The organism is Rhizobium sp. F40D2, assembly GCF_051810745.2.
Classification (GTDB): domain Bacteria; phylum Pseudomonadota; class Alphaproteobacteria; order Rhizobiales; family Rhizobiaceae; genus Rhizobium.
The window spans coordinates 2,500,218-2,524,672 of record NZ_CM131436.1 but is presented as its reverse complement, the minus strand read 5'-3'; the positions used below and the strand labels follow the sequence as shown (position 1 = coordinate 2,524,672).

Genomic DNA, 24,455 nt, shown 5'->3' with positions numbered 1-24,455 from the left:
GGAGCCTAGTTAGGCGCCGGCCCCGCCGGTTGGCGCCGAGGACCTTCTTTTGCCAATGATTGGATGAAGACGATGCTCGATGCCAGAAATCAGAACACCCGCACGCTGAGGACGCCGGACTGGTTCAAGACCGCGACCCGCTGGACCCAGCTGACCTTCGTGGAAGACGACCCGGAAAAATACGACCCGGCCTTCTGGATCGATGTCTTCAAACGCACAAAATCGAACGCGGTCTGCCTCAGTGCCGGCGGCTATATCGCCTATTATCCGAGCGAAGTGCCCTACCACTATGTGAGCAAATATCTCGGCGATAAGGATATCTTCGGCGCGCTCGTCGACGCCGCCCGCAAGCTCGACATGCATGTCATGGCCCGCGTCGACCCGCATGCGATCCATGACGATGCCGCCAAAGCCCATCCGGAATGGGTGATGATCAATGCCGACGGCATGCCGCGCCGCCACTGGGCCTATCCCGATGTCTGGGTGACCAATGCCTATGGCGACTACAACACCGTCTTCATGCCTGAGGTGGTCAAGGAGATCGTCCGCAAATACGATATCGATGCGGTCTTCGCCAATCGCTGGCAGGGCCACGGCGTCGATTATAGCGAAGATAGCGCCCGCCGCTTCAAGGACATGTCCGGTCACGCCCTGCCTGTAAAACCCGACGCCGAGGATCCCGCCTGGCAGGCCTGGGTGCAATGGCGCCGCCGCGTGCTCACCGACATGATCGCGCAATGGGACGATGGCGTCAAAGCGATCCGCTCGCATGCGAGCTTTATTCCGAACATGGGCGGCGCGTCTCTGATGGAATTCGACCTCTCGGTCATCGCCAGGCACTGCCCCTTCCTCGTCGTCGACCATCAGGGCCGCAAGGGCCTCGAGCTCGGCTGGTCGGCTGGGCGCAACGGCAAGCGCATCCGCGCCACCTTCCCCGACCGCCCGGTGGTACTGATCACCTCGATCGGCCCGGAGGAGGAATATCGCTGGAAAGACGCCGTCACGTCGGGTGAGGAGATGCAGCTCTGGATCAACGACGGCACCGCCCATGGCCTCTACGCCTGGTTCACTAAGTTCAACGGTGTCGTGCCCGACAAACGCTGGGTCGAGCCAGTGGCCGACGCATTCGGCCTGCAGGCAGCCGTTGAGCCAGTGCTGGAAAGTATGAAGCCGACCGCCGAAATCGCCGTCATCGATCCCTCGACGACGCTACGCCACTGGGCGCCGGAAGAGCGGCATCTCGCAGAGAAGCACGATCTCGGTCTCTACCACGCCCTCGTTGAAGCCCGCCTGCCCTTCGAGCTGCTTTCGGACCAGGTCCTGACCGAAGAGAGCCTCGATCGGTTTAAGCTCATCATCCTTGCCAACGCTTCCTGCCTTTCGGATGCGCAGAACTTGGCGATCCGCGCCTATGTCGATCGCGGCGGCAGCGTCATTGCCTCCTACGAGACATCGCTGCGTGACGAATTCGGGAAGAAGCGTGACGAATTCGGCCTGGCCGACGTGCTCGGCGCCAGATACGTCTCCGGCCCGCGCGGCATCGTCAAGAACACTTATATTGCCCTTTCCGGCGATCACCCGATCAATCGGGGTTTCGACGGCGCCGAACGCATCATGGGCGGCACCCGCCTGATCCACGCAGAACCGTCGGCCGATGCCAGGGCTCCCTTCCTCTACGTCCCCGACTTTCCCGATCTGCCGATGGAAGAGGTCTATCCGCGTGAAGACCCGAAAGGTGCTGCCGTCATCGCCCGCGAGACTGGCAAGGGTGGCCGCACGGTCTATATTCCCTGGAACATCGGCGAGATCTTCTGGGAGGTCTTTGCGGTCGATCACGCCCGTCTCATCGCCAACGCCGTCCATTGGGCACTCGGCAAGACGCCGCGCGTCACCGTCAAGGGCAAGGGGGTCGTCGATTTGGCGTTGCGCGAAAACGATGAGGGTCTGGCGCTCAGCCTCTTCAACCTCACCAATCCGATGATGATGAAAGGCCCGATCCGCGACAATTACCCTCTGGCAGCGCAGACCGTTTCGGTGGAGATTCCGGAGGGCCGATCGGTGGCGAAGGCATGGCTCGTCGTTGCCGATCGCGCCGCAAGCTTCAGCTTCGGGAATGGCCGCGCGCAGGTGGAGGTGCCTGGTATCGATCGGCTAGAGGTCCTGCATCTAACCTGGAAATGAGATGACGCACGACGAAGGAGCGCTTTCGGCCTCGACGGCGGAAGGCGGGTGAAGATCCGGGGGAAGTGCGTCACGGCGTTCCCGACGGGAGGAGAAACGTTTCAATGCTTGGCTATATCTTCAAGCGCGTGCTCTACATGATCCCGACCTTGTTTGGCATGTCGCTGATCTCGTTCCTGATCATCCAGCTGCCGCCGGGTGACTATCTGACGTCGATGATCGCCACCATGAGCGACAGCGGCCAGACCGTCGATCCCGCGCAGATCGAGCGACTGAAGGAAATCTACGGCTTCGACGATCCCTTCTATATCCAATATCTCAAATGGATCTGGGGCATCGTCAGCCGCGGCGACTTCGGCTACTCCTTCGAGTGGGGCCAGCCCGTTTCCGGGCTGATCTGGGCCCGCATGGGCTCGACGCTGGTGATCTCGCTCTTGAGCCTGCTCTTCGTCTGGATCGTGGCATTGCCGATCGGCATCTATTCCGCTGTCCGCCGCCACTCCGTCGGCGATCATGTCTTCACCTTTCTCGGCTTCATCGGCCTTGCGGTGCCGAACTTCATCCTGGCGCTGACGCTGATGTACATCGCCTATAAATATCTCGGCCAGAGCGTCGGCGGGCTGATCTCGCCGGAATATGCCGAGGCGCCCTGGAGCCTCGACAAGGTCGGCGATTTCCTCGCCCATCTCTGGATCCCGATCATCATCATTGGCGCATCGGGAACGGCAGCGATGATCCGCATCTTGCGCGCCAATCTGACCGACGAACTGCACAAGCCCTATGTCGTTACCGCCCGCGCCAAGGGACTGCCGGAGTACAAGGTGATCCTCAAATATCCGGTCAGAATCGCGCTCAATCCCTTCGTTTCGGCGATCGGCTGGGTGCTACCGCATCTCGTCTCCGGCGTGACGATCACCGCCATCGTGTTGAACCTTCCGACGGCCGGCCCGCTGCTTTTCCGCGCGCTTATCTCGCAGGACATGTATCTCGCCGGCAGTTTTATCCTGCTTTTGAGCGCGCTGACCCTCGTCGGCATGCTGCTGTCGGATCTGCTGCTGGCGCTGCTCGATCCGCGCATCCGGTTCAATTGAGGGGGAACGCGATGAGCACGCACGAAACCTTCGGAAACCACACCGGCCCCCTCCACGTCGTCGCCGACGGCCCCTCGATCAGCCCGCTGAAACAGGGCAAGACCGTCTCGACCGCAGCGATCGGCCCCTGGCGGCTGGTCACCGGCAAACTGATCCGCCAGAAGGTGGCGATGGTGGCCGGCGCCATCATCCTATTCCTCTATCTGGTCAGCCTCTTCGCCGAATTCCTGGCGCCTGCTTTGCCGATGACCTCGCGGTCGCAATATACCTATGCCCCGCCGCAGGGCTTCAGCTTCTTCGTCGAAAAGCCGGACGGCAGCTCTGAATTCAATTTCCATGTGAAGGGCTACAAGGTCGAGATCGACAAGGTGGCGCTACGCCGCACCTTCGCCGTCGACGACACCAAGGTCGTCCCGATCGGCTTCTTCGTCAAAGGCGCTGCCTATGACCTCTGGGGCCTGATCCCGATGAACCGGCACCTGATCGGTCCCCTCAACCAGAACGACCCAATGTACCTGCTCGGCGCCGACCGGCTCGGCCGCGACGTCTTCTCGCGCCTCGTCTACGGCACGCGCGTATCCATGTCGATCGGCCTCGTCGGCGTCGCAATGTCACTGATCCTGGGCGTCGTGCTCGGCTCGATCTCCGGCTTTTACGGCGGCTGGGTGGATACGCTGATCCAGCGCGTCATCGAGGTCGTCAGCGCCATGCCGACCATCCCGCTCTGGCTCGGCCTGGCGGCGGCGATCCCGCTGACATGGTCGCCGGTCAACGTCTATTTCGTCATAACGATTATCGTCTCGCTGCTCGGCTGGACCAGCCTGGCGCGGGAGGTGCGCGGCCGGTTCCTGGCGCTGCGCAGCGAGGATTTCGTCGTCGCCGCCCGGCTCGACGGATCGAGCGAAGCGCGGCTGATCTTCCGCCATATCCTGCCGTCGCTGACGAGCCATATCCTTGCGGTCGTCACACTGGCCGTGCCGACCATGATCGTCGCCGAGACCTCGCTTTCCTTCCTCGGCATCGGCCTCAAGCCGCCGGTCGTCAGTTGGGGCGTGCTGCTGCAGGACGCCCAGAACATCCGCACCGTCGCCACTGCGCCGTGGCTCCTGATCTGGCCATCGCTCGCGGTCGTCGTCGCCGTCCTGTCCTTCAATTTCTTCGGCGACGGCCTGCGCGATGCCGCCGACCCCTATGACAATTGAGGAGGAACCCATGACCGATCTTTCGCACGATGTTGCACTTTCCGTCGAAAACCTCTCGATCGATTTCAGGCTGCGCACCCACATCCTGCACGCCGTCGAAAATGTCAGCTTCGAGCTGAAACGCGGCCAGACGCTCTGCCTCGTCGGCGAAAGCGGCTCCGGCAAGAGCGTCACCGCCCGCTCGCTGCTGCAGATCGTCGACAGCCCCGGCAGCATCGTTTCCGGCCGCATTCTGCTCAGCAATGGCGAGGGGGTCACCGACATCGCCGCCTTGAAGCCCTCGGACCGGGCAATGCGCGCCATCCGCGGCCGCCGTATAGGCCTGATCTTCCAGGAGCCGATGAGCTCGCTGTCGCCGGTGCACACCATCGGCTCGCAGATCATCGAGGCCGTACGCCTGCACAGCAATCTCGACCCGCGCGCCGCCCGCGAAAGGACCCTCGAACTGCTGCGGCAGGTCGAAATTCCGAATCCGGACAAGATGGCCGACCGTTATACCTTCGAATTCTCCGGCGGCATGCGCCAACGCGCCATGATCGCCATGGCGCTCGCCGGCAATCCCGATATTCTCATCGCCGACGAGCCGACGACGGCGCTCGACGTCACCACCCAAGCCGAGATCCTCGACCTGATCAAACGCCTGCAGGTCGAGCGCGGCATGGCCATGCTGCTCATAACCCATGACATGGGGATCGTCGCCGAAGTGGCAGACGACGTCGCCGTCATGCGCTTCGGCCGTATCGTCGAGCGCGGGCCGGTCGATGCGATCTACCACGCCGCCGAACATCCCTATACCCGCCAACTGCTCACCTCGACGGTCAAGCTCACCCACCATGTCGAAGGCAGGCTGCCCGCCGTGGCGCTGTCGCCGCAGGCGCCGCAGCCGATCCTGTCCGTCCGCAATCTCGGCAAGATCTACGGCTGGCACGGCAAGGCCAATACGCTGCGCGCCGTCGACGACGCCAGCTTCGATCTCTATCCCGGCGAAAACCTCGGCATCGTCGGCGAAAGCGGCTCCGGCAAGACGACGCTCGGCCGCCTGATCCTGCGTACCGTCGAGCCGACATCGGGCAGCATCACCTATCGCGGCAGGGACGGCGGCGAGATCGACGTCACGAAACTCACCAAGCGCGAACTCCGCACCTTCCACCGCGAAGTCCGCTTGGTTTTCCAGGATCCGTTCGCGTCGCTCAATCCGCGCATGACCGTCAAGGAGGTGATCGGCGATCCGCTGATCGTCAACGAGCTGGCCAAGGGCAAGGCACTGGAGGACCGCGTCGCGGAACTGATGCGCCTCGTCGGCCTCGATCCGATGGGCATGGAGCGCTACCCGCATGCCTTTTCCGGCGGCCAGCGCCAGCGTATCGGCATAGCCCGCGCCCTGGCGCTCGATCCGCGCATCATCATCGCCGACGAGGCGACGTCGGCGCTCGATGTCTCGATCCGCAGCCAGATCCTCGATTTGCTGCTCGATATTCGCCAGCGGCTGAACCTGAGCTTCATCTTCATCTCGCACGACATTTCGGTCGTCCGTTATTTCTGCGATCGTGTCGCCGTTATGCATCGCGGCAAAATCGTCGAACTCGGCGAAGCCGAACAGATCTGCACCGCTCCCGGAGAGGCCTATACCAAGAGCCTCATCTCCGCTGTTCCCAATCCCGACCCTCGCGACAAGCGCATGCTGCACCGGCATCGTTTCGTCGCGCCTGCCAATATCTAAGGACGATCCCGTGCCGAAATTTTCCGCCAACCTTTCCTTCCTCTACCAGGACCTGCCCTTTCTCGACCGTTTCGCCGCTGCCGCAGGGGACGGCTTCGGCGCCCTCGAATACCTCGGCCCCTATGCCGAGCCCAAGGAGAAGGTCGCCGAGACGTTGAAGGCGAGTGGCCTGAAACAGGCGCTATTCAACGTGCCGTCCGGCGACTGGGGCGGCGGCGAGCGCGGCATTGCCTGCCTGCCGGACCGCGTAGAGGAGTTTCGCAACGGGGTCGCGCAGGCGCTCGACTATGCCAAGGCGCTCGATTGCCCACAGGTGAACGTCATCTCCGGCCTGGTGCCCAAAGGTGCGGACCTTCAAACGCTGGAAAATGTGCTGGTCGACAATCTGAAATACGCAGCAAAGCGCTGCGCCGACGCCGGCGTCAGGCTGCTGATCGAGCCGATCAATCTGCGCGATATTTCGAGTTTCTTCCTGTCGACGACCGCTCATGCCGAACGCATCCTTGACCGGGTCGGCTCCGACAATCTCTATATCCAGTATGATTTCTACCACATGCAGATCATGCAGGGCGACCTGATGCCCACCTTCACAAGGCTGAAGGAGAAGATCGCTCATGTGCAGATCGCCGACAATCCTGGGCGCAACGAACCCGGCACCGGCGAGATCAACTACGGCTTCATCCTCTCCGAGCTCGACCGCCTCGGTTACGACGGCTGGGTCGGCTGCGAGTACAAGCCAACATTCGGCACCAGCGAAGGCCTCGGCTGGATGAAACCCTATCTGAAGTCAGCGAGGACGGCGTGAACATCGGATTTATTGGACTGGGCGTCATGGGCCGCCCGATGGCGGAACACCTAATCGACGCCGGGCACACGCTGCATCTGAGCCGCGTGAAGGAAGCCTCTCAGCATCTTGTGGACAAGGGCGGCAAAGCCGCCGCAAGCGCCATGGCCGTGGCCGCAGCCTCCGACATCGTCATCCTGATGCTGCCGGATACGCCTGACGTCGAGGCGGCCCTCATCGGCGAGAACGGCGTCGTCTCGGGTTTGTCCGAGGGCAAGCTCGTCATCGACATGAGCTCGATCTCACCGGTGGCGACAAAGACATTCGCACGGCGCATCGAGGCGGTCGGCTGTGATTATCTCGATGCTCCGGTCTCCGGTGGCGAAGTCGGAGCCAAGGCAGCCTCGCTGACGATCATGGTCGGCGGCAAGGAAAACGCCTTCGAGCGCGCCAGACCGCTCTTCGAAAAGATGGGCAAGAACATCACCCATGTCGGCGGAAGCGGCGACGGCCAGACCGCAAAGGTCGCTAACCAGATCATCGTGGGCCTGACCATTGAGGCCGTTGCCGAAGCGCTGCTGTTTGCTAAGAAGACCGGTGCCGACCCGGCCAAGGTGCGCGCTGCGCTGATGGGCGGCTTTGCCTCATCGCGCATCCTCGAAGTGCACGGCGAGCGCATGGTGAACGAGACCTTCACTCCCGGCTTCCGCATCCGCCTGCACCGCAAGGACATGACGCTCGCCATCGATGCAGCCCGCGCACTCGACCTGTCGCTGCCGAATACTGCCACCACCCAGCAATTGATGAATGCTGCAATCGCTAATGGCGACGGCGATTACGACCATTCCGCCCTCATCCGCACGTTGGAACTCCTTGCCGGAGGACCGCGCTAGATCAACTTTTTAAAACAGCCGGACGCCATCGTCGATTGCCCTCCTGCCGGAGCCATTTCTCAGGACGGCGAAGCTATGTCCGGACATCGACAGAGAAGGACAGAACAATGCTTAGAAATGATATTCAGCTCCCCTACGGCGCCGTCTATTTCCGCAAGTCGAATCCGCCCCGCGAGGACTGGGAGCGCGACTACGCTACCGCCGGGGAAGACGGCCTCAACATCTTCCGCCACTGGTTCATGTGGAGCGCGATCGAAACCGCTCCGGGCGTATACGATTGGGAAGAATACGACCGCCAGATGGACCTTGCCGCGGCAAACGGCATTAAAACTGTCATCGCCGAATTGATCCATGCCGTGCCCGATTGGGCGGTCCGCAAATACGCCCATGCACTACAGGTCAATGCCGACGGCACCAAACTCGGCTCCTATATGGGCGTCTCCTCCGCCACCGGAGGCTTTTCCAACAACGGCGGCGGAGCTGGTGCGTTAACGCTGAACTGCCCGGAGGTGAAGCAAGCAGCGGGCAAATTCCTCACCGCGCTCACTACCCGCTACAAAGACCATCCGGCGATCTATGGCTACGACGTCTGGAACGAGTGCAACTATTCCGCCGATGTCGACTACAGCCCCTATGCAAAAGCCGCCTTTCGCAAATGGCTCGAAAACAAATACGGGAGCCTCAAGGTCGTGGCCAAGGCCTGGCATCGTTACAGCTTTGCCGAATGGGAAGATATCGAACCACCAGTGCATATGGCGCCCTATCCCGAATGCATCGATTGGCTGCAATTCAAACGCGACAATTTCTACGATCAGATGCAGTGGCGCATCGACACGATCCGTGAGGTCGACGGCGAGAACACCATCGTTGCCCACGGCATATCGGGCGCGATCCCTAACATGGCGGCAAACGGCTGCGACGACTGGCTCGCCGCTTCCAAGGTCGAAGTCTACGGCTTCACCTGGATTCAAGCGCGCAAGGGCTCGGAAGCCTGGAAGAACTGGTATGGCGTCGATATCAACCGCGCCGCCGCCCGCGGCAAGCCGTTCTGGCATGCCGAGCGACAGGGTGGGCCGCTTTGGCTGCAGCCGCAGGTAATCGGCCGCGACAAGGAGGATGGCCGCGTCGCCGAGCCCGAGGATATCCGCCTCTGGAGCATGACGTCGCTTGCCGGTGGCGCGCGTGGCGTGATCAATTTGCGTTGGCGTCCGCTGCTCGATGGTCCGCTCTTTGGCGCCTTCGGTTCCTACGGGATGGACGGATCGCGCACCCCACGCTCCGCCATGGCGAGCGCCATGGCAAAATGGGCAAACGACCCGGCACATGCCGCCCTCTGGGAGGCAAAGCCGGTGCGCGGCGAGGTCGGCATTCTTGTTGTGCGCGAAACGCAGGAGTTCGATTACCTCCTGAACCACGACCGCAAGGAAAAGCCCTATCCCGAAGCCATGTGGGGTGCCTATCGCGCCTTCCTCGAAAACAGCGTTCAGCCGGACTGGGTGCATATCGACGACATCGACGCTTATGATTTCCTCTATTTCCCCTATCCGATCATGTTCACATCAGAACAGGCAAATCGTCTCAAAGCGTGGGTCGAAAACGGCGGCACGCTGATTGCCGAAGCTTGCCCCGGATATTTCGGCGATCGCGGCCATGTCGGCACCGTACAGCCGAACATGGGCTTCGACGAAGTTTTCGGCGCGCGCGAGGATGAGGTCGAATTCATGCCCGACATCGGCGACCGTATCCATTTCGATTTCGACGGCATAGCCGTCGATGGCGGCGGCTTCCTGCAATCCTACCGGCTGACCGGCGGAACCGCGCACGGCCATTTCACCGATGGCCGTCTTGCCGTCGTCGAAAATGCCTATGGCAAGGGCCGCACGCTGCTGATCGGCACCAACCCTTCCGTCGCCTACTACCGGACGCAGGGAAAGCGGAACGGGACCTTCTTCGCCGAACTAATGACATGGAGCGGCAAGAATCGTCATACGACGCTATCGAATGGCGCGCTCTTCGCTCGTATTCATGTCGGGAAGAAAGGCAGCTTTCTCTGGCTAGTGAACCCGACGAGAACCGCTCAAAAAACAGAGGTGACGCTTGCCCAGGGAACGTTGGCGCGAGACCAGCCCGTCTGGCCCATCGGCCATGTAGACAGTGGAAATATCGAGGTCCCGCCGCGCGATGTGCTAATCATGCCGCTTAATGGTTGGGATTCAGGACGCGGGTGAACGGGCGCCTTCGGCAAAGGCTTCAAGCTCGGGGTCGAAATCGACTTCGACGACATTGTTGAAGACGGCGGTGGCCAGCATGATGCCGGCAAAGGCGACGAGATCGACCAGCACCTTGGTGTCGTAGCGCTGTTTCAGCTTAGCCCAGAGTTCGGTGGGAACCGCATTGGAATCGGCAACGATCGCCTTGCCGAAAGCGTCGAGCAAAGCTTCCTCCTCGGACAGTTTGAGCGCGTCGGGATTGAAACCCTTGTTGATGAGCGCCCTGCGAAAGAAGGTGATGGCGATCTTCGATTTCGCCGCCTTCGAGATCGCATGCGAGAAGACCCAGATCTCCCGATCGCTGATGACAGGATCGAGCTCGGCCCGCAGCGTGAACCATTCGGCATAGATGCGATGGGCGGCCGGCGAATGCAGCAGCGTCCGCTTCATATTGGTCATGCGCCCGCGCAGCCTGACTTCCTCGTCATGCGCCGCCCGAACCTCTTGCGAAGCGGTGCCGTAGTCGATCTGCGGGAGCTGGCTCATCGGGTCCTCTTTCTGATGCACGAAGATAAATCCGCTTGGCCGCCGGGCCGCGCCCACTTAAAGCGCGCCCCGATCTTTCAGATTTCGCTCCTTGCGCTTTAGCTCTTTGTTTTACGCATGTCGTTGCCGCAAAACCGCTGCACACTTTTGCGCGACATGCTTTAATTCCTTATATCGAAGGTGGAGGCAAGGCATGAGCGACGATCACGAGCATCACCCCATCGACTGGCGGGAACATGGCGTCAAGGTCATTCCCGGCAATTCGCTCGATCCGAACACCGCGCAGACGCCGGGCATGAACCGCGCGACAGCGATCAACAATGCCCGCGCCGGAGCCGAGAAGATCTGGGCCGGCACGGTGACGATCCATGCCAACGCCAAGACCGGCGCTCATCATCACGGCGATCTCGAAAGCATCATTTATGTGGTCAAGGGCAAGGCCCGCATGCGGTGGGGCGAGCAGCTCGAATATACCGCCGAAGCCGGCCCCGGCGACTTCATCTACGTCCCGCCCTATGTGCCGCATCAGGAGATCAACGCCAGCCGCGACGAGACGCTGGAATGCGTGCTCGTCCGCTCAGGCCAGGACCCTGTTGTCGTCAATCTCGATATCGAGCCGGTGGAAAAGCCGGAAGACGTGCCATGGATCGACCCGATCCACCGCTAATGCATACCGACATCGGTCAGGCGTGAACCGCATCCGCCCCACTCATGGCCGAGTTTTCGATGATCCGGCCGGTATCGGCGGCGTAAAGGTGGATCGCGTTGTGATCGATCGCGATGCCGATCGGATCGCCCGACTTCACGGTCACGGCCTCGGTCAGCGCCACGGCGAAGGGCAGCCCGTCGAAATCGGCGTGAACGACGCGGCTCGCACCGAGCTCCTCAATGAAGTCGGCCGTCGCCACCAGGGCGCCGGGCGCATCCGGGGCCACCAGACGGGCAGCCTCGGCGCGCATGCCGAGCACGACGCGTTTGCCTTTCAGCACGGCGGCGCGTTCGCGCGGCAAAGCGACCTTGCGGCTCTGGTCGTAAACGAACACGCCCTCGTCATTGATCGTGCCTTCGAGCAGGTTCATCGCCGGCGTGCCGACGAAGCCGGCGACGAAACGCGAAACCGGATGGTGATAGACCTCCTCAGGCGTCCCGACCTGCTCCACCCTGCCGCCATTCATCACCACCAGCCGGTCGGCCAGGGTCATCGCCTCGGTCTGGTCATGCGTGACGAAGATCGAGGTTGCGCCGAGGCGGCGGTGCAGGCGGCGGATTTCAGCGCGCATGGCGATGCGCAGCTTGGCGTCGAGGTTCGACAGCGGCTCGTCGAAGAGGAACACCTTCGGTTCGCGGATCATCGCGCGCCCCATGGCGACGCGCTGGCGCTGGCCGCCGGAAAGCGCGGCCGGCCGACGGTCGAGAAAGGGTTCGAGGCTGAGCGCCTTGGCAACCTCGGCGACGCGGCGGCTGCGCTCGGCCTTCGCCACACCGGCCACCTTCAAGGCATAACCGATATTCTCGGCGACGGTCATGTGCGGATAGAGCGCATAGTTCTGGAACACCATGGCGCAGCCGCGCTCGCGCGGCTCCAGCTGGTTGACGACGCGGCCGTCGATGGCGATTTCACCGCCGCTGATTTCCTCGAGGCCGGCGATCATGCGCAGCAGCGTAGACTTGCCACAGCCGGACGGGCCGAGGATGACGATGAATTCGCCGGACTGGATCTCCAGGTCGACGCCGTGAACGACGGGAGTCTTGCCGTAGCTCTTCTTCACATCACGGATTGAGATCGGTGCCACAGGACTGCTCCTTCATTTCTCGGTAGAGATAAGGCCGCGCACGAACCAACGCTGCATCAGGATGACGAGCACCAGCGGAGGCGACATGATGATAAGTGTACCTGCCATGGCGACGTTCCAGTCGGGCAGGCCGAATTCGGATGGGATGAGGGTCTTGAGCTGCGTCACCGCAATGCCGAAACTCGGATCGGTGGTAATCAACAACGGCCAGAGATACTGGTTCCAGGCCCAGACGAACATGATGGTGAACAGTGCAATCATGTTTGGTCGGGACAGCGGCAGCAGAATGTCCCAGAAAAACCGGGCCGGACCCGATCCGTCTATCTTCGAGGCCTCGGCAAGCTCGTCCGGAACGGTCAGATAGAACTGGCGGTAAAGGAAGGTGCCGGTCGCGGTGGCGACGAGCGGCGCCACCAGGCCGGTATAGGAATTCAGCAGACCCCATTCGAGCTTGATCTGGATGCCGGACAGCCAGGCGACCAGCGCGGTAATTCCGGTGATATCGAGAATCGTCTGGAAAGGCTGCAGCGCGTTGGCCGCAATCGAATAGGTCGGCACGATGCGGACTTCCAGCGGCAGCATCAGGGTGATGAAGATGATCCAGAAGATCAGATGCCGGCCGCGGAAGCGGAAGTAGACGATCGAGAAGGCCGCCATGGCGGAAAGGATGACCTTGCCGGCACCGACCGCAGTGGCGAAGATGATGCTGTGGATCAGCTTGTTGCCAAGATCGGCGCGGATCCAGGCGGCCTGTGCATTTTCCCAGAAATGCGTGCTCGGGGTAAGCGGCAACGGCACCCGGTTGACCGTCTCCAGATCGAGCGTCGATGCGATGATGACGATGACGAAGGGCAGAAGCGCGATCACCATGCCGAGCGCCAGAATGATATAGCAGATGAAGTTGAATATCGGCGTGCGTTCGATCATGTCCGCGACCTCACTTGTAGTGCACGCGCCGCTCGATGAAGCGGAACTGGAAGATGGTGAGAAGGACGACGAGCGCCATCAGGATGATCGACTGGGCGGCGGCGCCCGAATAATCGAGCCCCCTGAAGCCATCGAAATAGATCTTGTAGACCATGAGTTCGGTCGCGCGCGCCGGCCCGCCCTGCGTCATGACGTCGACGATACCGAAGGAATCCTGGAAGCTTTCGGTGATGTTGATGACGAGCAGGAAAAACAATGTCGGCGTCAGCAGCGGCAGTTGGAGATCCCACATGCGGCGCAGCGGCCCGGAGCCGTCCATGGCCGCGGCCTCGATCAGCGAGCGCGGAATGCCCTGAAGGGCCGAAAGGAAGAAGATGAAATTATAGCCGATATATTTCCAGGAAAAGGCGATGATGACGGCGATCATCGCGTCCTTGCCGTCGAGTGCCGGGTTCCAGAGACCGGGCCAGACATGATTGATGACCGACAGGAGGCCGGCCTCCGGCGCCAGGATGAAGCGGAAGGCAAGACCGAGAGCGGGCGCGGCGATCGCATAAGGCCAGATGAAGACCGACCGGTAGATTTTGTGGCCGCGCAGCTCACGATCCGTCAAAAGTGCCAGGATGAGCGCCATCCCCATGGCAATCGCCGTCGAGCTGAAGCCGAAGATCATGCTGCGGGTGATCGACTCCCAATAGATGGGGTCGCTGAGCAGCTGCTTGAAATTGTCGAAACCGACCCAGGCGTTGCCGCCGCCCCATGGCTGCTCGAGCGTGAACGCCCAATAGAGCGCCTGCGCACTCGGCCAATAGAAGAAGACGAAGATCAGCAGCAGCATCGGAAATGCGAAGAGCAGTCCGATCGTCGTCGAGGAGAAAGTGACGCGCTTTTCCATGAGTGGTCGTTTTCGCCATGGTTTGGTTCGGCGCGGGCGACAGTTCGCATCCGCGCCTGATTAAGAGAGCTTACAAAGACGCACCCGGCGCGCGCAAGGCGGCCGGGTGCGGCTGATATCAGCCGATCAGGGGAGCTGAACGTTCTTGTAGGTCTGCTGGAAGCGGCGCAGCAGCTGGTTGCCGCGTTCGGCGGCGCCGTCGAGCGAAGCCTGGACGTCGGCATTGTTGACGAAGATCGCCTGCAGGCCGTTGGCGATTTCGGTGCGGACCTGCAGCAGGCCGCCGAGGCGGATGCCGTGCGGCGCCGTATCGTCGGCAGGCGATGCCGTCAGGCTCTGAATGGCGAGTTCACGGCCGGCATAAGGAGCCTTGTCGTAGAAGCCCTGCTTCTTCAGATATTCGAAGCCGGAGTTACGAACCGGGATATAGCCGGTCACGGTCGACCAGGTGAGAGCTTCTTCCGGCTTTGCGATGAAGTTGAAGAAGGCAGCGGCAGCCTTGTATTCGGCGTCGGTGTGACCCTTCAGAACCCAGAGCGAAGCGCCGCCGACATAGGAGCTGTGGCGGGTTGCAGTGCCGTAGGTCGGGAGCATGGCAACGCCCCAGTTCATGCCCTGCTTGGCGGTGCGGCCGATATTGCCGTGGTCGCCGACCGAGGTCAGGATAACCTGGCAATCGCCGGCGGCGAAGGCTTCGACGAAGGTCTGGCCGACGGCCTTGTTCTTGATGAAAGCAAGTTTGTTGTCGTACCAGGACTTAAGGTCCTTGATGTAGCTGACGAGCAGCGGGTTCTTGTTGTAGGTCAGCTCGGCGTCGAGACCTTCAAAGCCGTTCTTCTTCGTCGCGATCGCTTCGCCGTTAACGGCTTCGAACTGCTCGACATATTGCCAGACTTCGTTGTTGGAGATGTCGAAGGCGAGCGGGCAAGCATAGCCTGCATCCTTCAGAGCCTTGAAATCTTCGCCGGCTTCCTGCCAGGTGGCCGGAGCATGGTCCTTGCCAATCTTGGCGAAGGCATCCTTGTTCCAATAGAGCAGTGCGGTCGAGGAGTTGAAGGGGAAGGAATACATCTCGCCCTTCGACGTCGCATAATAGTTAGCGATGCCGGAGAAATAATCTTTCCAGTCGACGGTGTAGCCCATGTCGGTCATCAGCTGATTGGCTGGGTAGTAGGCGCCGGAAAGCATGATGTCGAGCGTGCCGGCGTCGGAGACCTGAGCGATGGTCGGCTGCTTGCCGGCGCGGAAGGCGGCAATGGTGTTCTGCAAGGATGCGTCGTAGCTGCCCTGGCTGGTGCAGACGACTTCGTAATCGGCCTGCGACTGGTTGAAGCGATCGCACTGTTCCTGGACACGCTTTGCGATGTCACCGGAATTGCCGAACCAGAAGTCAATCTTGGTCTTATCGGCGGCGGCAGCGGGACTGGCAAGAAACGCTGTAGCGAGAAGGGCGCGAACGGCGCCGAGAAGCTTGGCTTGCATGAGAACCTCGAGCGTAAAAGGGACGCGCACTTTCGGCGCACGCCCTATTAGCTGGTTCAAATTCCCGCGGCCAATGAATATTACATGACATGAAACGATCGAAATCGTTCCGTCACAAAACCTTCATGCGGATGTTATTTGCCACGGCCGAGGCTATATTTAGCGAAGCCTCGCCAGCCTCCCCAGCGCACTGCCGAACATTTATATTTGTATTCGAATATTTATGAATTTCAAGGGTTTTTAATATTTGCCTATATTGCGACGCAGCATCGTTATTCGCAGATACCGCCGCATGAAAACTTGCAAAATCGGCTATCTCCCCGCCATTGCACTGCTGTGCAACGCCTGGTTTTGGCCCCAGGCTTAAAGGAAATCCTTCAAAATTGCAGCAAACCGGGGATCGAATGCACGGCTGATCGGACCGGCGGCAGCACCGATCGCCACCGACCAGGGATCGGCCATGCCGGGCTGCAGGCGCGGCAGCATGCGGCCAGGTCGTTCGGCGATCGAGGGCAGCAGCGGACCGATGGTCGCAAACAACCTTTTCACTAGCGCTTCCGGGGCACTGCCGCAGAGGATCACGGTCTGCGGATCGAAGACCGTTTCGATGAGATGGATGCTCCAGCGCAGGTCCACTGCCGCCGCTTCGATCCAGGTCTCGATGTTTGGATCGCCCCTTGAGGCAAGGTCGTTGATGCGTGCATGGAGGTCGGGATCGGCAGGATCGGCCGAGAGATGCTGATAGAGCGAGGCGAGCGAAGCGCGATGTTCGAGCGGCGTCGATTTGCCGTCGGCAGACAGCAGCGCCATGCCGATCTCACCGGCATTGCCGTTGGCGCCACGGTAGAGCTCGCCGTTCAAAATGAGGCCGGCGCCGATGCCGTAGCCGACGAAGAGGCAGACCGCATGGTCGACACCATGGGCTGCTCCCACCATACGCTCGGCGGTCGCTGCCGCCGCCGCATCGTTCTGCAGGCCGACATCAAGCCCGGTGCCGGCCGCCAGCGTTTCCAGCAGCGGAAACTTTTGCCAGGCCTCCATCATCCACGGATCGTCGCCGCTGCCCGCCACTCCGAAGGGCCCGGGCATGGCGACACCGAGGCCGACCATTCGCTTTTCCGACTGCTGGACGATCCCTGCAAGCTTGGAGCGCACATCGGCGACCAGATCGAGGATGACCTTTGCTCCCGTCGAGGGTCCTCCAGGCGGAAGGCCGGCTTCTGCGCGCACCAGAACACTGCCGATCAGATCGACGGCGACCGCCCGCGTCACATGCCGATCGATCTGCAGGCCGATCGCGAAGGCGCCTTCGGGCACAAGCCCGTAAGGCGTCGAGGGCTGCCCCTTGCCCTTGCGCACCGGTTCCTGCGAACAGACGAGACCATCGCGCTCGAGTTCCTCGATGATATTGGACACCGTCTGCTTGGTCAGCCATGTCGCCCGCGCCAGATCGGCGCGTGAAAGCTCACCATTGATCCTCAAGGCGTCGATCATCACGCGCCGATTATGCGCGCTGGTGCCTTCGTGGTTGGTGCCGCTCTTGGCCCGGATCGGCCGGCTGTCATTCATGTGCAACTGCCTCTTGACTCCAGTAGAATGTTGAAGAAGTATTAAGTCAAGACAATTGACTTAATAAGGGACCGGAGAGTTCCAGGGAACCCAGGATGCCGACAAGGGCTCCGACGACGCTCCGAGACAACTTCTCGAACACCGATGGCGGAGGGCCGCCCTCGGAAATGCGCAAATGTCAAAAACTGGAGGCTGCAATGCTGAAATCCTTTACCAAGACGCTTCTGGGTGCGGCCTTGATCGGCGCATCTCTTGCGCCGCATGCTTTCGCCGAAACGACGCTGAACGCGCTTTTCATGGCGCAGGCCGCATACAGCGAGGCCGATGTGCGCGCCATGACCGACGCCTTCGCCAAGGCGAACCCCGATATCAAGGTCAATCTCGAATTCGTTCCCTATGAGGGCCTGCACGACAAGACGGTGCTGGCGCAGGGTTCCGGCGGCGGTTACGACGTCGTGCTCTTCGACGTCATCTGGCCGGCCGAATACGCCACCAACAAGGTGCTGGTCGATGTCTCCTCCCGCATCACCGACGAGATGAAGAAGGGCGTGCTCCCGGGCGCCTGGACCACCGTACAGTATGACGGCAAATATTACGGCATGCCGTGGATCCTGGATACCAAATACCTGTTCTACAACAAGGAAATCCTCGAAAAGGCCGGCATTAAGGCGCCGCCGAAGACCTGGGATGAGCTGACCGAGCAGGCCAAGGCGATCAAGGACAAGGGCTTGCTCGCCACTCCGATCGCCTGGAGCTGGTCGCAGGCCGAAGCCGCGATCTGCGACTACACCACGCTCGTCAGCGCCTATGGCGGCGATTTCCTCAAGGACGGCAAGCCAGCCTTCCAGACCGGCGGCGGTCTCGATGCGCTGAAATACATGGTCGCGAGCTATTCCTCCGGCCTGACCAATCCGAACTCCAAGGAATTTCTGGAAGAGGATGTCCGCAAGGTCTTCGAAAACGGCGATGCCGCTTTCGCTTTGAATTGGACCTACATGTACAACATGGCCAACGACCCGAAGGACAGCAAGGTCGCGGGCAAGGTCGGCGTCGTGCCGGCACCGGGTGTTGCCGGTAAAAGCCAGGCATCTGCCGTCAACGGCTCGATGGGCCTCGGCATCACTTCCGCCAGCCAGCATCCCGATGAAGCCTGGAAATACATCACCTTCATGACCTCGCAGGCGACACAGAACGCCTATGCCAGGCTCAGCCTGCCGATCTGGGCCTCCTCCTACGAGGACCCTGCCGTCACCAAGGGCCAGGAAGAACTGATCTCGGCCGCCAAGGTCGGCTTGGCCGCCATGTATCCGCGCCCGACGACGCCGAAATATCAGGAGCTTTCGACCGCGCTGCAGCAGGCGATCCAGGAATCCCTGCTCGGCCAGTCCTCTCCGGAGGATGCGTTGAAATCCGCGGCCGACAATAGCGGCCTCTGATCAAGCTCAGAAACCCGGGCGCCGCCTGCCGTCGCCCGGCCTCTAAAACTGAAGAATGAAGAAGGGTCGCCCGATGTCGGGCACTTGGCTGACAACCCGCGCGTGGCTGTTGATGCTGCCGCTTCTCGTGGTCATGATATCCGTTATCGGCTGGCCTCTGATCGATACGGTCGGCCTCTCTTTCACCGATGCCAAGCTCGTCGGCACCGAGGGCAGCTTTGTCGGCCTCGACAATTACGCCAGGATGATCTCAGGCTCGAATTTCCAGCGCACGCTGATCACCACCGCATGGTTCGCGATCGTCTCGGTTGCCGCCGAAATGGTGATCGGCGTCCTTGCTGCCCTGCTGCTGAACCAGCAATTCCGCGGCCGTACTGCGCTCCGCGCCCTGATGATCCTGCCCTGGGCGCTGCCGACCGTCGTCAACGCGACGCTCTGGCGGCTGATCTACAATCCGGAGTATGGCGCGCTGAACGCCGCGCTGACGCAGCTCGGTCTGCTTGACGCCTATCGCTCCTGGCTTGGCGAACCCGGCACGGCGCTCGCCGCTCTCATCGTCGCCGACTGCTGGAAGAACTTCCCGCTGGTGGCGCTGATCGCGCTGGCCGCACTCCAGGCCGTGCCGCGCGACATCACCGCCGCCTCGCTCGTCGACGGCGCCGGTGTTTTCGCCCGCTTCCGCTTCGTCATCCTGCCCTATCTCGCCGGCCCGCTGATGGTGGCGCTGGTCCTGCGCACGATCGAAGCCTTCAAGGTATTCGACATCATCTGGGTGATGACCCGCGGCGGTCCGGCCAACAGCACGCGCACGCTGTCGATCCTCGTCTATCAGGAAGCCTTCTCCTTCCAGCGGGCAGGCTCCGGCGCATCGCTCGCCTTGATCGTCACGCTGCTGGTGACCCTGCTTGCAGCCGGCTATGCCGGGCTGGTGCGAAAGACGGCCGGGAGTGCGGCCTGATGGAACGCCAAAGCCCGCTCTTCTCAGCTTTCATTCACCTTTGCGCGCTGCTGCTTGCCGCCGTCATCCTGGCGCCGATCCTCTGGCTCTTCATCATGAGCATCTCTCCGGCCGCCGATCTTGCGGCCAAGCCGCTGCGCTGGTGGCCGCAGACGACGGATTTCTCTCGCTACGCCGTGCTGCTTTCGACGCTCGAAAACAGCGCCGGCGCCGCTTTTACCGCGTCGCTGCGCAACAGCATCGAGGTGGCGGGCATGGCGACGATCGCCGCCATCGCGCTTGCCATTCCGGCCGGCTGGGCAGTGTCGCGCACGCCTTCTGTCGGATGGTCGCTGTCGATGGTAATCGCCACCTACATGCTGCCGCCGGTGGCCCTCGCCGTGCCGCTCTATATGGGTCTTTCTCATCTCGGCATGCTGAACAACGTCTTCGGCCTTGCCTTGGTCTATCTGACCATCCTGGCACCCTTCACCACCTGGCTGATGAAATCGGGCTTCGATTCCATCCCGCGCGAGATCGAATCCGCCGCAATGATCGACGGCGCTGGCCTGTTCCAGACACTCAGGATCATCACGCTGCCGCTCGCCGCCCCCGTCGTCGCGACATCCAGCCTCTTTGCATTCCTGCTGGCCTGGGATGAATTCTTCTATGCGCTGCTCTTCACCTCCGACCAGCGCGCCAAGACACTGACCGTCGCCATTGCCGATCTCGCCGGCGGCCGCGTTTCCGATTACGGACTGATCGCCACGGCCGGCGTGCTCGCCGCCCTGCCCCCGGTGCTGATCGGTCTCGTCATGCAACGCGCCCTGATTTCAGGGCTCACCAGCGGCGGCGTCAAGGGATGAACATGACAATAGAAAGAACCCGGCCGGCCGGACTTGCCGCGATTGACCGCGAGATGGCGCGTCAGCACGCCGATGCGCTCGCCTCCTATGAAGCCGTAACGCCGATGGCGGAAAGAGCCGCCACCTCGCTTGAGAAAACCGGCCGGCTGCTCTTGCTCGGCATGGGCGGCTCGCATGCCGTCAACCGCGCCGTCGAACCGCTCTACCGCTCGCTCAGCATCGATGCCGTCGCCTTGCCGCTCTCCGAGCAGCTCGGCCAGCCGCTGCCCATTGCCGGCAGGACGATCTTCGTCACCTCGCAATCCGGCGAGAGCGCCGAAGTCCGGCGCTGGTTCGAAGAGACCGGCGGCATGCGGCAGACCTTCGGCCTGACGCTGGAAGCCACTTCATTCCTCGCCAGCACCGCCCCGTCGCTGGTGGGTATCGGCGGCACCGAGCTTGCCTTTGCCGCCACCCGCAGCCTGACGGTGACCTTCGCCCTGCATCTGGCAATCCTTGCCGCCCTCGGCGAAGATCCCGCGGCCGCACTCGCCGTCCTCAGGGCGCCCGAAGAGCATGACATCGCCGCTGCCCTCGCCGCCCTCGAAAACGTCGCGACCGTCGTGACCTCGGGCCGCCGCCTGCAGGGCGTTGCCGAGGCGTTGGCGCTCGGGTTGACTGAATTGTCGCGCCGTCCCTGTTTCTCGCTCGAAGGCGGCCAGCTGCGCCATGGGCCGATGGAGATGCTGGGGCCTGAGATCGGCCTCGTGCTGTTCCGCGGCCTGGACGAGACGGCCGGCCTGGTAACGGCGATGGCGCTCTCCGCCGTCGAAACCGGCGCCCCCGTCATCCTGTTCGACGCATCCGGCCAAGCGCCGGTCGCCGGCGCGGTAACAATCCGCTTTACCCCTGCGACCGGCCTTGCGGCGGTCTTCGCCATGCTGCCGGTCGCCCAGCAACTGATGATCGCCTTTGCCGACGCGCGCGTGGAAAATGCCGGAACGCCGGTCCGTTCCACCAAGATTACCCGGAGTGAATGAATGCGGCCACTTGCAGTCATCGGCAACGTCAATGTCGACCTCATCCTTGGACCGGCCGCCCCCTGGCCGAAGGCCGGAACGGAAGTCATCGTCGATCATGACGAGTTGAGGGCCGGCGGATCGGCCGGCAACAGCGCGCTCGCTTGGCAGGCGCTCGGCATTGAATTCGAGATTGCCGCCAATATCGGTAGCGACCAGTTCGGCCGCTGGCTCGCCGAAGCCTTCGGCCAGCGTTCTGAGAAGTGGCCGGTCCGCGCTGAAAAGACGACACTCTCCGTCGGCATCACCCATCCGGACGGCGAGCGCACCTTCTTCACGACGACGGGCCACCTGCCGCGCTTCGCGCTTGCCGATGTCTTCGCCGTCATCGACGGCGCAAGGCTGCGGGGCGGATATGCGCTGCTCTGCGGTGCCTTCCTGACCGATGATCTGACGAAGGAATACGACGCCCTCTTCGATTGGGCCGATAGCCATGACATCACCATCGCGCTCGACACCGGCTGGCCGCTCGACGGCTGGACGGAAGAGAACTGCGCGGCGACGCGCGCCTGGCTCTCCCGCTCCGGCATCGCATTGCTGAACGAGGTCGAGACCACGACGCTTGCCGGCATTGCCGATCCTATCGCGGCTGCTCGCGAGATCAGGTCGCACATGCCGGAAGGCGCAATCATCGTCGTCAAGCGCGGCCCGGACGGCGCCACCGCCATCGGGCCGGACGGCCAGTTGGTCTCGGTGGAGGCACCCCTCGTCACGGTCGTCGACACGATCGGCGCCGGCGATGTCTTCAACGCCGCCTTCCTCGCCGCTCTCGCAATGGATGAACCTCTGATTTCCTGCTTGAAGGCGGGAACCGAGGTCGCGTCGCGCGCCATCTCCACCCTGCCCCGCAGCTACGGTGGCCCGACATCCGCAGAGGAGCCCGTGTCATGAGCGCGCTTGACATCCAGAACATCCGCAAGACCTATGGCGAGGTCGAGACGCTGAAAGGCATCGACATCTCGCTGGAGAGCGGCGAGTTCCTCGTGCTGCTCGGCTCGTCGGGCTGCGGCAAGTCCACGCTCCTGAACATCATTGCCGGCCTTGCAGAGGCAACGAGCGGCAACGTCAGGATCGGCGGGCGATCCGTACTCGGCGTGCATCCGAAGGACCGCGACATCGCCATGGTCTTTCAATCCTATGCACTCTATCCCAATTTGACGGTGCACAGGAACATCGGCTTCGGCCTGGAAATGCGCAAGGTTCCGGCGCCCGAGCGCGACAGGGCGGTGCGCGACGCTGCAAAACTTCTGCAGATCGAAAACCTCCTCGAGCGCAAGCCGAGCCAGCTTTCCGGCGGTCAGCGCCAGCGCGTCGCGATCGGCCGCGCGCTGGTGCGCAAGCCGGAAGTCTTCCTCTTCGACGAGCCGCTCTCCAATCTCGACGCCAAGCTGCGCATGGAGATGCGCACCGAGATCAAGCGACTGCACCAGATGCTGAAGACCACGGTCGTCTACGTCACCCATGACCAGATCGAGGCGATGACGCTTGCAAGCCGCATCGCCGTCATGCGCGACGGCCGCATCGAGCAGCTCGGTACGCCTGAAGAAATCTACAACCATCCGGCAACGCTCTATGTCGCCACCTTCGTCGGCGCGCCGCCGATGAACCTGCTGAAGGCGACGGTGCGTGACGGCCGCCTGGCGCTCTCAGGCTCCGATGCTACCATGCCCCTGCCCGCCCGCTTCCGCGATACGGCCGGCAATGGCCGCGAGGTCATCCTCGGCATCCGTCCCGAGGCGCTTCGCACCGACGGCGCCGGCCTGTCGATCGAGGCAACCGCCGAGGTGGCGGAACTGACCGGCCCCGAACTGGTCGTCACCGCCCTTGCCGGAGATCAGCGGCTGATGGCCTGCCTGCCGCCGCGCACGCCGATCCGCGACAACGAAAACCTGACCCTCTTCTTCGACGAGGAGGCGATGCATCTCTTCGACCTGGAAACCGGTCTCAGCTGCCTCGGCGAGCAATAGGCCGATCAGGGACCCTGAGCTCCTCGTTCAATTCGCTGCGTCGACGGGCTTTCGCTTGTAAACATGGATATAGTCGACGAGCAGAATGGAAGGGTTCGGCGTTTCATCGATCGGCCATCCCGAGCCGAGCGCCAGATTGACCAGCGGATAGAATGGCATGTGGAACTCCTTTGGGGTGTCGAAGCTCCAAAGGTACTGTCGATCCAGATAGAAGGTCGTCTTGTCAGCCTGAATATCGACACCGTAGGTATGATACTCGCTGTTTAAAATTCCGTCCTCGACCGTTTTCCAATAGCCACCGGTCGAGTTCTGCCCGCCTTGGCTCTGACGCCAGATATGAAAACCCATGCTGAATTCGTAAGGCGCGCGGCCGTAATATTCCAGCACGTCAATCTCGGCTGTGTATTTCGAACGGTCGAGCCCGATGAGCCAGAAGGCCGGCCACACGCCCTTGCCCGGCGGCAGTTTCATTCGAGCTTCGAAATAGCCGAACTGCTGCGAGAAACCTTCGCCCTTCGGGTTCACCGACGACAGCAAGCCTGAACGCCAGGTGCCGTCGGCCTCCTTGCGCGCTTCGATCTTCAGAATTCCCTGATCGGTGGTAAACGGAAAGCCGGGAGCCGGATCGGTGAAACGGGCATCACCGAAATCGCCGTTCCAGGGCGTATGGGCAATCCAGCGCGAGCTTTTCTCTCCCCAGGCCGAAACGTCGAGACTGTCAAAACTTTCCTCGAATGTCAGCTGGTATGCATCGATATTGAGCGGTTCCTGGGCCACGCTGGGCTGGCCGGGCAGCGCCCCCAGGCCGAGAACGACGAGCAGTCCGAGCCACTTGGCAGATATCCCGTAACGCATTGTTACTCCCTCGAAAACGCTTGAACTAAATCGTTGGGGGCAT

General features: G+C 62.0%; 21 protein-coding genes. 14 read left to right on the top strand and 7 right to left on the bottom strand.

What is annotated here, in order from left to right:
• Positions 1-72: 72 nt before the first annotated feature.
• The 7 genes from ACS4RS_RS12065 to ACS4RS_RS12035 all read left to right on the top strand — a co-directional run bounded on the left by ACS4RS_RS12065 (position 73) and on the right by ACS4RS_RS12035 (position 10,099).
• Positions 73-2,181: a family 10 glycosylhydrolase gene (locus tag ACS4RS_RS12065; protein ID WP_439010782.1), complete on the top strand. Its 2,109-nt coding sequence runs from the start codon at positions 73-75 to the stop codon at positions 2,179-2,181.
• A gap of 104 nt (positions 2,182-2,285) precedes the next feature.
• Positions 2,286-3,272, top strand: coding sequence for an ABC transporter permease subunit (locus ACS4RS_RS12060; protein WP_439010783.1), 987 nt, complete (start codon positions 2,286-2,288; stop codon positions 3,270-3,272).
• Between the two features lie 11 nt (positions 3,273-3,283).
• Positions 3,284-4,474, top strand: a complete 1,191-nt coding sequence (locus ACS4RS_RS12055; RefSeq protein ID WP_439010784.1) for an ABC transporter permease subunit — start codon at positions 3,284-3,286, stop codon at positions 4,472-4,474.
• A gap of 10 nt (positions 4,475-4,484) precedes the next feature.
• Positions 4,485-6,194 carry a dipeptide ABC transporter ATP-binding protein gene (locus ACS4RS_RS12050; RefSeq protein ID WP_439010785.1) on the top strand — a complete coding sequence of 570 codons (1,710 nt, stop codon included), beginning with the start codon at positions 4,485-4,487 and terminating at the stop codon, positions 6,192-6,194.
• A gap of 10 nt (positions 6,195-6,204) precedes the next feature.
• Positions 6,205-6,999, top strand: coding sequence for a 2-oxo-tetronate isomerase (gene otnI / locus ACS4RS_RS12045; RefSeq protein WP_439010786.1), 795 nt, complete (start codon positions 6,205-6,207; stop codon positions 6,997-6,999).
• Positions 6,996-7,871, top strand: a complete 876-nt coding sequence (locus tag ACS4RS_RS12040) for a 2-hydroxy-3-oxopropionate reductase (RefSeq protein ID WP_439010787.1) — start codon at positions 6,996-6,998, stop codon at positions 7,869-7,871. The genes otnI and ACS4RS_RS12040 overlap by 4 nt, the downstream gene beginning before the upstream one ends.
• Positions 7,872-7,978: 107 nt before the next feature.
• Positions 7,979-10,099, top strand: coding sequence for a beta-galactosidase (locus ACS4RS_RS12035; RefSeq protein ID WP_439010788.1), 2,121 nt, complete (start codon positions 7,979-7,981; stop codon positions 10,097-10,099).
• Here the strand turns inward: ACS4RS_RS12035 and ACS4RS_RS12030 are convergent.
• On the bottom strand, positions 10,085-10,627 hold the full coding sequence (locus tag ACS4RS_RS12030) for a hypothetical protein (protein ID WP_439010789.1): 543 nt from the start codon (positions 10,625-10,627) through the stop codon (positions 10,085-10,087). The two genes, ACS4RS_RS12035 and ACS4RS_RS12030, sit on opposite strands and share 15 nt — an antisense overlap.
• A gap of 193 nt (positions 10,628-10,820) precedes the next feature.
• Between ACS4RS_RS12030 and ACS4RS_RS12025 the strand changes: the two genes are divergently transcribed.
• Positions 10,821-11,294, top strand: a complete 474-nt coding sequence (locus ACS4RS_RS12025; RefSeq protein ID WP_439010790.1) for a cupin domain-containing protein — start codon at positions 10,821-10,823, stop codon at positions 11,292-11,294.
• Between the two features lie 16 nt (positions 11,295-11,310).
• Here ACS4RS_RS12025 and ACS4RS_RS12020 read toward each other — a convergent pair whose 3' ends face one another.
• From ACS4RS_RS12020 to ACS4RS_RS12000, 5 genes are all read right to left on the bottom strand, one after another.
• A complete protein-coding gene (locus ACS4RS_RS12020) occupies positions 11,311-12,420 on the bottom strand; it encodes a sn-glycerol-3-phosphate import ATP-binding protein UgpC (RefSeq protein WP_439010791.1) in 1,110 nt (369 codons plus the stop codon).
• A gap of 12 nt (positions 12,421-12,432) precedes the next feature.
• Positions 12,433-13,347: an ABC transporter permease subunit gene (locus ACS4RS_RS12015; RefSeq protein WP_439010792.1), complete on the bottom strand. Its 915-nt coding sequence runs from the start codon at positions 13,345-13,347 to the stop codon at positions 12,433-12,435.
• A gap of 10 nt (positions 13,348-13,357) precedes the next feature.
• On the bottom strand, positions 13,358-14,242 hold the full coding sequence (locus ACS4RS_RS12010; protein ID WP_012485023.1) for a carbohydrate ABC transporter permease: 885 nt from the start codon (positions 14,240-14,242) through the stop codon (positions 13,358-13,360).
• 126 nt (positions 14,243-14,368) lie between these two features.
• Positions 14,369-15,724 carry an extracellular solute-binding protein gene (locus ACS4RS_RS12005; protein WP_439010793.1) on the bottom strand — a complete coding sequence of 452 codons (1,356 nt, stop codon included), beginning with the start codon at positions 15,722-15,724 and terminating at the stop codon, positions 14,369-14,371.
• Between the two features lie 363 nt (positions 15,725-16,087).
• The gene (locus ACS4RS_RS12000; RefSeq protein ID WP_449313664.1) at positions 16,088-17,293 is read right to left on the bottom strand and encodes an ROK family transcriptional regulator; all 1,206 of its coding nucleotides are present in this window, start codon (positions 17,291-17,293) and stop codon (positions 16,088-16,090) included.
• Positions 17,294-17,490: 197 nt separating this feature from the next.
• Here ACS4RS_RS12000 and ACS4RS_RS11995 point away from each other — a divergent pair, with 197 nt between their 5' ends.
• The 6 genes from ACS4RS_RS11995 to ACS4RS_RS11970 all read left to right on the top strand — a co-directional run bounded on the left by ACS4RS_RS11995 (position 17,491) and on the right by ACS4RS_RS11970 (position 23,557).
• Positions 17,491-18,729 (top strand): extracellular solute-binding protein, encoded by a 1,239-nt coding sequence (locus tag ACS4RS_RS11995; RefSeq protein ID WP_439010795.1) that lies wholly within the window; start codon positions 17,491-17,493, stop codon positions 18,727-18,729.
• A 73-nt stretch (positions 18,730-18,802) separates the two neighbouring features.
• Positions 18,803-19,687 (top strand): ABC transporter permease subunit, encoded by an 885-nt coding sequence (locus ACS4RS_RS11990; RefSeq protein ID WP_439010796.1) that lies wholly within the window; start codon positions 18,803-18,805, stop codon positions 19,685-19,687.
• The gene (locus ACS4RS_RS11985) at positions 19,687-20,532 is read left to right on the top strand and encodes an ABC transporter permease subunit (RefSeq protein WP_439010797.1); all 846 of its coding nucleotides are present in this window, start codon (positions 19,687-19,689) and stop codon (positions 20,530-20,532) included. Before ACS4RS_RS11990 ends, ACS4RS_RS11985 begins: the two co-directional genes overlap by 1 nt.
• Positions 20,529-21,551 (top strand): SIS domain-containing protein, encoded by a 1,023-nt coding sequence (locus ACS4RS_RS11980; protein WP_439010798.1) that lies wholly within the window; start codon positions 20,529-20,531, stop codon positions 21,549-21,551. Before ACS4RS_RS11985 ends, ACS4RS_RS11980 begins: the two co-directional genes overlap by 4 nt.
• Positions 21,552-22,481 carry a PfkB family carbohydrate kinase gene (locus ACS4RS_RS11975; protein WP_439010799.1) on the top strand — a complete coding sequence of 310 codons (930 nt, stop codon included), beginning with the start codon at positions 21,552-21,554 and terminating at the stop codon, positions 22,479-22,481.
• Positions 22,478-23,557: a sn-glycerol-3-phosphate ABC transporter ATP-binding protein UgpC gene (locus ACS4RS_RS11970; protein WP_439010800.1), complete on the top strand. Its 1,080-nt coding sequence runs from the start codon at positions 22,478-22,480 to the stop codon at positions 23,555-23,557. The genes ACS4RS_RS11975 and ACS4RS_RS11970 overlap by 4 nt, the downstream gene beginning before the upstream one ends.
• Positions 23,558-23,584: 27 nt before the next feature.
• Here ACS4RS_RS11970 and ACS4RS_RS11965 read toward each other — a convergent pair whose 3' ends face one another.
• Entirely contained in the window at positions 23,585-24,412 is an 828-nt protein-coding gene (locus tag ACS4RS_RS11965) for a family 16 glycosylhydrolase (RefSeq protein WP_439010801.1), read from the bottom strand.
• Between the last annotated feature and the right edge of the window lie 43 nt (positions 24,413-24,455).

Excerpts from the sequence above, each read along its gene's own strand:
- ACS4RS_RS12065 (WP_439010782.1), top strand. The coding sequence starts at position 73 with ATGCTCGATGCCAGAAATCAGAACACCCGCACGCTGAGGACGCCGGAC.
- ACS4RS_RS12060 (WP_439010783.1), top strand. The coding sequence starts at position 2,286 with ATGCTTGGCTATATCTTCAAGCGCGTGCTCTACATGATCCCGACCTTG.
- ACS4RS_RS12055 (WP_439010784.1), top strand. The coding sequence starts at position 3,284 with ATGAGCACGCACGAAACCTTCGGAAACCACACCGGCCCCCTCCACGTC.
- ACS4RS_RS12050 (WP_439010785.1), top strand. The coding sequence starts at position 4,485 with ATGACCGATCTTTCGCACGATGTTGCACTTTCCGTCGAAAACCTCTCG.
- ACS4RS_RS12035 (WP_439010788.1), top strand. The coding sequence starts at position 7,979 with ATGCTTAGAAATGATATTCAGCTCCCCTACGGCGCCGTCTATTTCCGC.
- ACS4RS_RS12030 (WP_439010789.1), bottom strand. The coding sequence starts at position 10,627 with ATGAGCCAGCTCCCGCAGATCGACTACGGCACCGCTTCGCAAGAGGTT.
- ACS4RS_RS12025 (WP_439010790.1), top strand. The coding sequence starts at position 10,821 with ATGAGCGACGATCACGAGCATCACCCCATCGACTGGCGGGAACATGGC.
- ACS4RS_RS12015 (WP_439010792.1), bottom strand. The coding sequence starts at position 13,347 with ATGATCGAACGCACGCCGATATTCAACTTCATCTGCTATATCATTCTG.
- ACS4RS_RS12010 (WP_012485023.1), bottom strand. The coding sequence starts at position 14,242 with ATGGAAAAGCGCGTCACTTTCTCCTCGACGACGATCGGACTGCTCTTC.
- ACS4RS_RS12005 (WP_439010793.1), bottom strand. The coding sequence starts at position 15,724 with ATGCAAGCCAAGCTTCTCGGCGCCGTTCGCGCCCTTCTCGCTACAGCG.
- ACS4RS_RS12000 (WP_449313664.1), bottom strand. The coding sequence starts at position 17,293 with ATGAATGACAGCCGGCCGATCCGGGCCAAGAGCGGCACCAACCACGAA.
- ACS4RS_RS11995 (WP_439010795.1), top strand. The coding sequence starts at position 17,491 with ATGCTGAAATCCTTTACCAAGACGCTTCTGGGTGCGGCCTTGATCGGC.
- ACS4RS_RS11990 (WP_439010796.1), top strand. The coding sequence starts at position 18,803 with ATGTCGGGCACTTGGCTGACAACCCGCGCGTGGCTGTTGATGCTGCCG.
- ACS4RS_RS11985 (WP_439010797.1), top strand. The coding sequence starts at position 19,687 with ATGGAACGCCAAAGCCCGCTCTTCTCAGCTTTCATTCACCTTTGCGCG.
- ACS4RS_RS11980 (WP_439010798.1), top strand. The coding sequence starts at position 20,529 with ATGAACATGACAATAGAAAGAACCCGGCCGGCCGGACTTGCCGCGATT.
- ACS4RS_RS11975 (WP_439010799.1), top strand. The coding sequence starts at position 21,552 with ATGCGGCCACTTGCAGTCATCGGCAACGTCAATGTCGACCTCATCCTT.
- ACS4RS_RS11970 (WP_439010800.1), top strand. The coding sequence starts at position 22,478 with ATGAGCGCGCTTGACATCCAGAACATCCGCAAGACCTATGGCGAGGTC.
- ACS4RS_RS11965 (WP_439010801.1), bottom strand. The coding sequence starts at position 24,412 with ATGCGTTACGGGATATCTGCCAAGTGGCTCGGACTGCTCGTCGTTCTC.